The organism is Zoogloea sp. GW822-FHT05C07, assembly GCF_058800215.1.
In genome coordinates this window covers 4,232,045-4,242,377 of record NZ_CM179510.1, presented here as the reverse complement: position 1 = coordinate 4,242,377, position 10,333 = coordinate 4,232,045, and the positions used below count along the sequence as shown (strand labels likewise).

General features: G+C 67.6%; 9 protein-coding genes. 4 read left to right on the top strand and 5 right to left on the bottom strand.

Annotated features, from left to right (window positions below; translation table 11 throughout):
• The first annotated feature begins 4 nt into the window (after positions 1-4).
• Together AC3QL2_RS19560 and AC3QL2_RS19555 are read left to right on the top strand one after the other, a co-directional pair.
• Entirely contained in the window at positions 5-1,156 is a 1,152-nt protein-coding gene (locus tag AC3QL2_RS19560; protein WP_493233048.1) for an HD-GYP domain-containing protein, read from the top strand.
• A 107-nt stretch (positions 1,157-1,263) separates the two neighbouring features.
• Positions 1,264-4,068 (top strand): putative bifunctional diguanylate cyclase/phosphodiesterase, encoded by a 2,805-nt coding sequence (locus AC3QL2_RS19555; RefSeq protein ID WP_493233049.1) that lies wholly within the window; start codon positions 1,264-1,266, stop codon positions 4,066-4,068.
• Here AC3QL2_RS19555 and AC3QL2_RS19550 read toward each other — a convergent pair whose 3' ends face one another.
• From AC3QL2_RS19550 to AC3QL2_RS19530, 5 genes are all read right to left on the bottom strand, one after another.
• A complete protein-coding gene (locus AC3QL2_RS19550) occupies positions 4,069-4,527 on the bottom strand; it encodes a glycine zipper 2TM domain-containing protein (RefSeq protein WP_493233050.1) in 459 nt (152 codons plus the stop codon).
• 146 nt (positions 4,528-4,673) lie between these two features.
• On the bottom strand, positions 4,674-5,219 hold the full coding sequence (locus AC3QL2_RS19545) for an LEA/WHy family protein (RefSeq protein WP_493233051.1): 546 nt from the start codon (positions 5,217-5,219) through the stop codon (positions 4,674-4,676).
• Positions 5,220-5,224: 5 nt separating this feature from the next.
• Positions 5,225-6,094 carry an NAD(P)-dependent oxidoreductase gene (locus tag AC3QL2_RS19540; protein ID WP_493233052.1) on the bottom strand — a complete coding sequence of 290 codons (870 nt, stop codon included), beginning with the start codon at positions 6,092-6,094 and terminating at the stop codon, positions 5,225-5,227.
• Between the two features lie 2 nt (positions 6,095-6,096).
• A complete protein-coding gene (locus AC3QL2_RS19535) occupies positions 6,097-6,969 on the bottom strand; it encodes an NAD(P)-dependent oxidoreductase (protein ID WP_493233053.1) in 873 nt (290 codons plus the stop codon).
• Positions 6,970-7,044: 75 nt separating this feature from the next.
• Positions 7,045-8,190, bottom strand: a complete 1,146-nt coding sequence (locus AC3QL2_RS19530) for a PQQ-dependent sugar dehydrogenase (RefSeq protein WP_493233054.1) — start codon at positions 8,188-8,190, stop codon at positions 7,045-7,047.
• A gap of 177 nt (positions 8,191-8,367) precedes the next feature.
• Between AC3QL2_RS19530 and AC3QL2_RS19525 the strand changes: the two genes are divergently transcribed.
• Both AC3QL2_RS19525 and ybiB read left to right on the top strand, forming a co-directional pair.
• The gene (locus AC3QL2_RS19525; RefSeq protein WP_493233055.1) at positions 8,368-9,279 is read left to right on the top strand and encodes a hypothetical protein; all 912 of its coding nucleotides are present in this window, start codon (positions 8,368-8,370) and stop codon (positions 9,277-9,279) included.
• An 85-nt stretch (positions 9,280-9,364) separates the two neighbouring features.
• A complete protein-coding gene (gene ybiB / locus AC3QL2_RS19520; RefSeq protein ID WP_493233056.1) occupies positions 9,365-10,297 on the top strand; it encodes a DNA-binding protein YbiB in 933 nt (310 codons plus the stop codon).
• Positions 10,298-10,333: the final 36 nt, after the last annotated feature.

The window sequence follows — 10,333 nt, the reverse complement described above, 5'->3', positions numbered from 1 at the left end:
CCCGATGCCCTCTACCGATCCCCGCAGCCCGCTGATCCTCGTCGTCGACGACGCGCCGGACTCCATCGAGCCCATCGTCAACTGCCTGCACCGGGCCGATTTCCGCACCCGCATCGCCACCAACGGCGCCCGGGCGCTGGCATTGGCCGCCAGTGCGCCGCAGCCCGACCTGATCCTGCTCGACGTGACGATGCCCGACATCGACGGCTACGAGGTGTGCCGGCAGCTCGTCGGCAACCCGCTCACCGCCAGCATCCCGGTGATCTTCCTGACCATCCGCAACGAAGAGGTGGACGAACAGCTCGGCTTCGATGCCGGCGCGGTGGACTACATCACCAAGCCGATCAGCCCGCCGCTGGTCCTCACACGGATCCGCAACCACCTGACCCTCAAGGCCGCCAGCGACTTCCTGCGCGACCGCAACAGCTACCTGGAGCAGGAGGTCGTGCGACGGGCCCGCGAGCTGGGCCTGATGCAGGACGCCACCATCGTCGCGATGGCCTCTCTCGCCGAAACCCGCGACAACGAGACCGGCAACCACATCCGCCGCACGCAGATGTACGTGCGCACCCTCGCCCGCCACCTGCAGCATCACCCGCGCTTCGCCGGCGAACTCAGCGACGGGAACATCGAGCTGATGTACAAGTCGGCCCCGCTGCACGACATCGGCAAGGTCGGCATCCCCGACCGCATCCTCCTCAAGCCCGGCCGCCTGACCCCGGCCGAGTTCGAGATCATGAAGACCCATACCACCCTAGGCATGGAAGCCATCAGCAAGGCCGCGTCGCTGTTCGGCCTGTCCGCCAGCTACCTGCGCTACGCCAAGGAAATCGCCCATTCCCACCAGGAAAAATGGGACGGCAGCGGCTATCCCCAGGGCCTCGCCGGCGAGCGCATCCCCCTTTCGGCCCGCCTGATGGCCGTCGCCGACGTTTACGACGCACTGATCAGCAAGCGCGTGTACAAGCCGGCCTTCACTCACGAAGAAGCCTGCGAACTCCTGCAACGGGGTCGCGGCAGCCACTTCGACCCGGACATCCTCGACGCCTTCATCGAACTCCAGCCGGAATTCCGCGCCATCGCCCAGCGCTTTGCCGACGTGGAGGTGGATCACGAGCAGGAAGCCGAGCGGCTGCGCCTGGTCTTCGGCGACTGAGCGGCACCCGATTGACGTAACGGTACTCAAGATCATCCTCACGCGACCGTTAATGGGACGCGCGTAGATTCGCCTACCGAGATTTCGTTCGTCCTTCAGGAGACTTGATGACCCGCAGCCCGGCATCCTTTCAGGTTGTCGACGTGTTTCGCCGCTACGGGCTGGCCATACTCGTCTTTGCCCTGACATTTGGCTTTACGCTGAACAGTTACAACAGCACTATAGAGGATGAAAAGGCTGCAGCGGACGGCCGCTTCCTGCAGTTCGCCCGGCAACAGGTCGCGCGCCTGCACGAACGCACCGACAGCCTCCTTGCCGCCGCCGAACTGCTACGCCGCCACGTAGCCCAGACTCCACAGGGCGGAAGCCAGGACTTCGCTCATTTCGCCGCCCCACTGCTGTCGAGCCATCCGGAAATCGGCCGTATCGGCGTCATCCGCATGGACGGCGACACTCCCGTCCTGGTCACCACCGCCAGTCAGCCCGGCATGCCGGAAGCGGATCGGCTGTTTCTCGCCCCGACCCACGTACCGGATACGGCCAGCCAGGCCACACTGCAGCAACTGATCGCCGCCACGGCCGCCGGCCACGATCTGCGCGCCAGCCCGGTATATGCGTCCTTGCAGGCCGACGACCGTCGCAGCGACAGTATCCTGCTGCTCGCGCCGCCTCTTTCCGCCGGCACGGCACAGCCCGCCGGACAACGGCTGGTCTTCATGGAGATTCCGCTGGATCGCCTGACCGACGGACTCCTCGCCCCGGCAACCGAGGGCGACACCCGTCCAGCCATCGAGTTCGAGCTGACCGATGCGGACGGCAACCACCCGCTGTTCATCTCGCCGGGGTATCGCCTGGGGCGGCTGTCGTACGCCGACACCGTTCCGCTGGCCGACCGCCGCTGGCTGCTGGTCTCTGCGCCGGGCACCGTCGGCCTGGTCCAGGAACCCGGCCCGGACGCGGGAGCCAAACTGTTCTCCGGCTTGTCCCTGGGCGTGCTCGCGGCCCTCATCCTGTATGTGCTGCAGACCCGCGCCGAAGCAATCCGTCAGCAGGTCACGGAAAAGACCCTGGCGCTGGGCGACGCCAACGAGGCCCTCGGGCAGTACGTCAAGGCGCTCGGAGAAACCAACCGTCTGCTCGAAACCGAGGTCGAGAAGCACGCCCGCTCCGAAGCCCTGCTGCGGGAAACCACCTCGCTGCAACGGGCCATCCTCGACTGTGCGGAGTACGCGATCGTCTATACCGATGCGGCGGGCATCATCCGCGTCGTCAACCCGGCCGCCGAGCGCCTGTTCGGCCATCCTGCCGACGAACTCATCGGCCAGGAGACGCCGCTGGTCTTCCACACCGCCGAAGACATCGCCCGCTGGACCCTCGCCCACAGCAACAACGGCTTTGCCGCCCTGGCGGCCGAAGCCAGCGCCGGCAACCAAACGGAACCACGGGAGATCAACCTGCGGCGCCGGGATGGCAGCATCTTCCCCGCCAACATCGCCATCTCGGTAGTCCACGACAGCAAGAAGCAGATCCGCGGCTACCTGGGCATCATCGCCGACATCACCCAGCGCCGGGCAGCCGAGAGCCGCATCCGCCACCTGGCCCATTACGACAATCTCACATCGCTGCCCAACCGCACCCTGCTCAACGAACACCTGGCCGAAGCAATCGGCCAGGCCTCCCAGTTGCAGCGTGGCGTGGCCGTGCTGTTTACCGACCTCGACCGCTTCAAGTTCGTCAATGACACCCTCGGCCACCAGGCCGGCGACCAGCTGTTGCTGCTGGTCGCCCAGCGCCTGCGCGCCTGTGTGCGCGACGGCGATCTGGTGGCACGCACCGGCGGGGACGAATTCGTGGTCGTCCTCGGCGACCTGGAGGAGGGCTCCATGCCGGAGGACGTCGCCGAACGCATCCTCGCCAGCCTGGCCCGCCCCTTCGACCTGTCGGGCCAGCAATGCACGGTGACCCCGAGCATCGGCATTGCCCTTTACCCGAGCGACGGCCTCGACGGCCATGCGCTGATCAAGAACGCCGACGCCGCCATGTACCTGGCGAAGGAGCGCGGGCGCAACAATTACCAGTTCTTCGACCACGGCCTGTCGGCGCGCTACAGCGAGCGCCTCGAACTGGAGAACCGCCTGCGCCAGGCCCTCGATGGCAACCAGCTCGAACTGTTCTACCAGCCCCAGGTAGACACCCTCTCCGGCGAGCTGATCGGCCTGGAAGCACTGATCCGCTGGCGGCAGCCGGACGGCACGATGGTGTCGCCGGACGTCTTCATCCCGATCGCCGAAGAGTGCGGCCTGATCGTGCCGATCGGCGCCTGGGTGCTCCACGAGGCCTGCCGGCAAAACCACGCCTGGCTGCAGGAGGGCATCTGCCGCGTGCCGGTGGGCGTCAACCTGTCGGCGCGCCAGTTCGACGACGCGGACCTGCTCGACACCATCAAGGCCGCCCTGGCGGGCGCCCGCCTGCCACCGGCCTACCTGGACCTGGAACTGACCGAGAGCCTGGTGATGCGCAACCCGGAACACACCCGCAACCTACTGGCCGAATGCAAGAAGCTCGGCCTGCAGCTGTCGGTGGATGATTTCGGCACCGGCTACTCCAGCCTCGCCAACCTCAAGCGCTTCCCGATCGACCGGCTGAAGATCGACCGTTCCTTCATCAAGGACATCGTCAGCGAACCGGACGACGCCGCCATCGCCCAGACCATCGTCGCGATGGCCCACACGCTACGGCTGGAAGTGATTGCGGAAGGCGTCGAGACCGAAGCCCAACTGGCCCTACTGCGCCGCTGGCGGTGCGACGCCTACCAGGGCTACTTGTGCAGCAAGCCGATCAACGCCACCGAGATGACCGCCATGCTGCGCGGCCTGCGCGCCTCACGACTGGTTTCGTTGACGCCGCTCTGATCAGTACGGGTAGCCGGCCATCCGGCCGCCGACCACACTCCCCAGCACCGCCCCGACTGCGGTAGCAGCCACCCGGCCACCGCCGCGGCCGATCTGGTTGCCGATCACGCCACCCGCCAAAGCGCCCACCGCCTGACCAACCACCCGGTTGCCGTCATAGCGCGGATAGGCGACGGCGGGCTGCGGCGGGTAATAGGCTTCGGGCTGCGGCTGGGCGTAGTACACCGGCCGGTCGCGATAGACGATGCGTTCCCGGTACACCACTTGCGGCGGGGCTTGATAGACAGCTGGCGGCGCCTGATACACCACTTGCGGCTGCTCATAGACCACCACCGGACGGCCGCCGTGGCGGTAGCGATGATCGCAGTGATCGTCATCATCGTCCCAACCACGGTCGGCCAGGGCGTTGGCACTGAAGACGATGGCGGCCAGAGCGGCCGGGATCATGAGCTTTTTCATCGTTCTACTCCTGCTTGAGTCGGGCGGCGCAATTGCCGCCTCTTGCAGGAAATAACGCGGCGGCCACACCGGCGTTGGCATCGGTTTGTAAGCCGATGTTCGCTTGTAAGCTGGCCCGGCGCTGCCCCGGTCCGGCATCCCGCTCTTCAGAAGGTCTCCGACGGTCCCTTGTCCGGCGTCGGCTCGGTCTTCGGCCCGCCGCCGCCACTGATTCCGCCGAGGATCTTCGGGAAGGCCACTTCCCCGCTCTTGTCGAAGTCGAAGCCGCCTAGGTTGCCGGTCACCAGACGCCCACGGATGCGGTAATCGACCCTGTCGCGGCCCCGGCCCAGCTCGCCGAACTGGCGCAGCAGCTTGTCCAGCCCGGTGGTGGCGGTCACGTCCAGCACTGCCTCGCCGAGCCGCGGCACCACCACCGGCTGATTGCTGACCCCGTGTGCAAAGGGCTGGCCATTGATATCCACATTGAAGTTGAGCCCTTCGATGGGAATCTCGCTGTTGTTCGGGTTGGTGATGCGCAGACTCACGATGAAGCGCTGCTCGAACAGGCCGGCATCCAGCAGGCGGATGCCGGCCACCTTCACGTCGGGCTTCTTCAGGCCCAGCGACAACCCGGCGCAGCCGCCCAGTACAGTTGCCCCCACTGCGGCGCCCAACAACAGCGCAAAGCGTCGGCGTGAAATTGGCATCATCACGATCATTCTCCCGCGGGTTCGAGCACTTTCAAGAGGCTCGCCGTATCGTCCCGGCCGCCGCCCAGCGCCATCAGCGCGTTGAGCTGCTGCCAGGTCTGGGCCGCCACCGGCAAGGGTGCGCCGAGCTGACGGGCCTCTTCCATCAGGATAGCGAAATCCTTGTGATGCAGCCGCGACTGGATGCCGGCGACAAAATCGCGCCGGGCCATGCGATCGCCCATCACGTCGAGCACCCGCGAGCCGGCGGAGCCGCCCATCAGGGCTTCGCGCACGCGGGCCAGATCAACGCCATGGGCGCCGGCCAGGCGCATCGCCTCGGCGCAGGCCTGGATCGCATTCACCATGATCATCTGGTTGCAGGCCTTGGCCACCTGGCCGGCGCCCGCCGGGCCGATGTGCACCACCGTCTTGCCCATGCAGGCCAGCACGGGCCGCACGCGCTCCAGCACGTCCGCCTCGCCGCCGGCCATGATCGCCAGTGTCGCGTCCCGCGCGCCGATCTCGCCGCCGGACACCGGCGCATCCAGCCAGCCGATGCCGCGCTCGGCATAGCGGGCTGCCACCTTGCGGGCCGTTCCCGGTGCGATGGTGCTCATGTCCACGTGGATGCCACCCGATGCGAAGCCCTCGATGAGGCCGTCCGCGCCGAGGGCCAGGTGCTCCACGTCGGCGCTGGACGTCACCACAGAGATCACCACTTCGCAGCGGTTCGCCAGCTCGACCGGCGTCGCGCACACCTGCGCGCCGGCTTCCGCCAGCGGCGCCGCCGACTCGGGCCGCCGTGCCCACACCGCCAGCGTGTGGCCGGCCGCCAGCAGATGACCGGCCATCGGCCGGCCCATCACACCCAGTCCGACAAATCCGACCCGCACCGTCATTCTCCCGACAGGTTTTCCAGCAGCTTGAGGGCCGCGATGGAGTCCTCCTCGCCCATGCCGCTGCCGACCATCGCGTTGAAGAGCTGGGCCGTAGCAGCGCTGCTCGGCAGCATCAGTCCGAGGCGGTGAGCTTCCTGCATGACGATGTTCATGTCCTTCTGGTGCATCCAGGCCTTGAAGCCCGGCTTGAAGTTGCGGTCGAGCATGCGCTGGCCGTGATTCTCGAGGATGCGGCTGTAGGCGAAGCCGCCAAGCAGCGCCTCACGCACACGGCCAGCATCGACGCCGCTCTTGCGGGCGAAGTTGAAAGCCTCGGCCACCGCCATCACGCCTACGCCGGTGAGAATCTGGTTGCAGGCCTTGGCGACCTGACCGGCGCCGGGCCCGCCGATCAGCGTGGCGGCCTTGCCCAGGCAGGCGAACAGCGGCTTGACCTTCTCGAAGGCCGCCTCGTCGCCGCCGACCATGATGGTCAGCCCGGCGTTGATCGCCCCGACCTCGCCACCGGACACCGGCGCGTCGAGCATCGTCACGCCCCGCTTGGCGAGCCCTGCCGCAATCGACTGGGCAGCAGCCGGCGCGATGGTGCTCATGTCCACGTAGATCAAGCCGGCCTTGGCGCCCTCGGCCACACCACCGGCGCCGAGGGCCACCTGCTCCACATCGGCGGCGTCCGCCACCATCGAGAACACCACGTCACAGGCCGCAGCCACTGCCGCGCTATTGGCGGCGCCCTTGGCACCGGCTTCCAGCAGCGGGGCCATGGATTCGGCGCGGCGCGCCCACACGGTCACGTCATAGCCGCCCTTGAGGAGGTTGAGCGCCATCGGGCGCCCCATGATGCCCAGACCGATGAAACCGACTTTCATTGCTTGCGTCCTCGCGACCGAAAAGGACGCAGCCTAGCCGCCGCCGCCCGGTGATGCAATCGGGGAAACGCGCGCTTACGAACCACCGCCGTAGCTCACCCGGTAGATCGCGCCGGCCTGATCATCGCTGATCAGCAGCGAACCATCCGGCAACACCAGCACATCGGCGGGCCGCCCCCACACGTGTTCCTGGCCGCCGGCATCGACCTGCAGCCAGCCCTCGGCAAAGACCTCCTGGCGCACTACCTTACCGGCCTGATCCACCTCGACGCGCACGATGCGGTAGCCGGACTTGCGGCTGCGGTTCCACGAGCCGTGCTCGGCGATGAAGAGGTTGTTGCGGTAGGCCGCCGGGAACATGCGGCCGGTGTAGAAGCGCATGCCCAGCGCCGCCACGTGCGCCCCCAGCCTCGCTACCGGCGGAGTGAACTCCTTGCACGCACGCTTCGCACCAAATTCCGGGTCGGCGAGGTCGCCCTGGTGGCAATACGGGTAACCGAAATGCTCGCCGCTCTTCGTCGCCCGGTTCAGCTCGTCGGACGGCAGATCGTCGCCGAGCATGTCGCGGCCGTTGTCGGTGAACCACAGGCTGCCGTCCGCCGGGTTCCAGTCGAAGCCCACGGTGTTGCGCACGCCTCGCGCCACCACCTCGGCACCGCTGCCGTCCGCGCGGATGCGCTGGATGTTGGCGTAGCGCCGCTCGTCCGGCTCGCAGATGTTGCACGGAGCACCGACCGGCACGTAGAGCCAGCCATCCGGGCCGAAGGCGATGAACTTCCAGCCATGGTGCGTCTCGGTGGGAAAACGGGCGCTCAGGGCCCGCGGCGCCGGCGGTTTGTCGAGGTGGCGGCCGACGCCGTCGAGGACCACGATGCGCGACACCGCCGACACGAACAGGCTGCCGTCCCGGTAGGCTACGCCCACCGGCTGCTCCAGCCCGCTGGCCAGCGTGTGCACACGCGTCGCCCACCCCTTGTCGATCTCCACCCCATAGACCTTGCCAGCCGTGCGGCTACCCACATAGACCACGCCGCGCCCATCGGCGAAGTCGCCAAGACTCATCCCCCGGGCGTTCGGCACCTGATCGGTGAGCACCTCCACACGGAAACCCGGCGGCAGGCGCAGCGTATCCAGCTGCGGCGCCGCCAACACCGGAACACAGAGGCCCACGCCCAACAGCGCGGCACCGCTGCACAGGATTTTCGAGAAAACGGACTTCACACCCTTCTCCTTTCGGTTCGCATCAGCCGCCAGCATGCCGCGGCCGGGCCGCAGCGGCCACCGGCCACGGCACCCAGGCCATTCGTGACATCGTCATTGTCTTTAGCCCTGACGGCATCTATCTTGGATGCGGGGCGGCAGCACAGCGTAAGACCCCTCCATCGAGGAGAGTTCATCATGGCCGAACGTGCCCTGGCCCCTTACGCCGTCGGAGGAAGCTACCTGAGCATCGACGGGGCCATCTTCCCGTTGGTGGATTACACACTGCCCGAGATCAACTGGTCGGTGCACGAACCCGGCACCGGTGTGCCAACGTCGCGAACCGACATCCAGATCGGCGAACCGGAACTCGGCAAGCTGATCCTGTCCGTGCAGCCGCAATCCTTCCCGTTGCTGGCGAAGTGGGTGCTCGAACTGGGCAACGGCGGCCATCACCTGCTCAATCTCGAAGTGCTGCGCACGGATCTCAACGGCACGATCCAGGAAGGCTTCCAGCTGGCCGGCTGCGTGCTCACCGAACTGCACTTTCCTCCCTGCTCCACCACGCAGAAGGATCTCTACGTGGTTCGCGCGGTCCTTCAACCCGAGAGGATCGTCGCGCTCCCGCCTGGCAATCCGGTGAAGCCACCCATCGGCGTCAAGCAGCGCCCGTGGCTGGTGTCCACCTTCGGGCTCAGCGTCGATGGGCTGCCCACCAGCGCCATCCTGAAGATCGAAGGCCTCGACCTGACCCGCGACATCTCGGCGCGCAGGGTCGGCGAACAACGCGAACCCCTGACCTACTACGGCGTCGCCCGCTGCTCGCCCTTGGTACTGACCATCGGCGGTCGGGACTACCCGGCGTGGCGCGACTTCGCGCTGAAGCAGCTCGCCAGCGGCGTGCCGGCCAATGCGCTGGGTGCCAGGCTGGCCTTCCTCGATGCCAGCCTCAAACAGGAACTCGGCAGCCTGAAATTCTCGCTGGCCGGCCTCGCCGGCTTCCAGTTTGCCCGCGTGACCTCCCGCGGCGACGAGGCGGCGGGCCCGCAAGGGGTGGCCCGGCTGCCGGTCCGGGACATCGCGCTGGACATCCCACCGGCCATAACGTAGCGGCCCGATGCGGCCCCCGCCGCCAGCCGGGCCGGCGCTTCCGCTACACTCCGGCGATCATCCACCGATACGCGCACTCTTCCCCATGTCCTACGCCCCATTCATCAAGGAGATCGGCCGCGGGCCGAAAGGCTCCAAACCCCTCACCATCGACCAGGCCGAATCCCTGTTCGGCGACATGCTCGACGGCCGCGTGCCCGACCTGGAACTGGGCGCCATCATCCTGTCGATGCGCATCAAAGCCGAGTCCACGGACGAGCTGCTGGGCTTCCAACGTGCCCTCGACGCCCGCACGGCCCACGTCCGGGTTCCGGCCGGCCCCCGCTTGGTCGTGCTGCCCACCTACAACGGCGCCCGCCGGCAAGCCAACCTGATGCCCCTGCTGGCCCTGTTGCTGGCGCGGGACGGCGTACCGGTGCTAATCCAGGGGCGCCACGACTTCGACAGCCGGGTCAGCCCCTTCGAACTGCTGGCGGCCCTCGACATCCATCCGGCGGCAAACCTCGCCGAAGCGGAAGCCCAGCTCGCCGAAAAGCACCTGGCCTGTCTGCCGCTGGAAACCCTGGCGCCGGGGCTGGCCCCGCTGCTCGCGCTGCGCCCGCGCCTCGGCGTGCGCAACAGCGGCCACACGCTGGCCAAGCTGCTCGATCCGGCGCCGGGCCACAGCGTGCGGGTCGCCTCGATGACCCACCCCGAGTACCTGGAGCGTATCCACGAACACCTCGTCGCCACCGGCGGCGTATCCATGCTGCTGCGCGGCACCGAGGGTGAAGCCTTCGCCAATCCGCGCCGCCGGCCTCGGCTGGAAGTCTTCGTGAATAGCAGCGCGCAGGTCGCCTTCCCGGCCGAAGAAGGCGGCGCACCGCCAGTCGAAGGGCGTGCCGACGATCCGGAAGTCGCCGCCAACGCCGCCTTGATCCGCGCCATGCTGGCCGGCGAAGTGGCCATTCCGCAGCCCATCCTCGACCAGGCCAGCGCCCTGAAGGAGCTCAGCCGCGTCCCCCGCGCCATGGCCTGAGGCAGCGACGGCACAGGCCGTCATTGACCTTTCCCC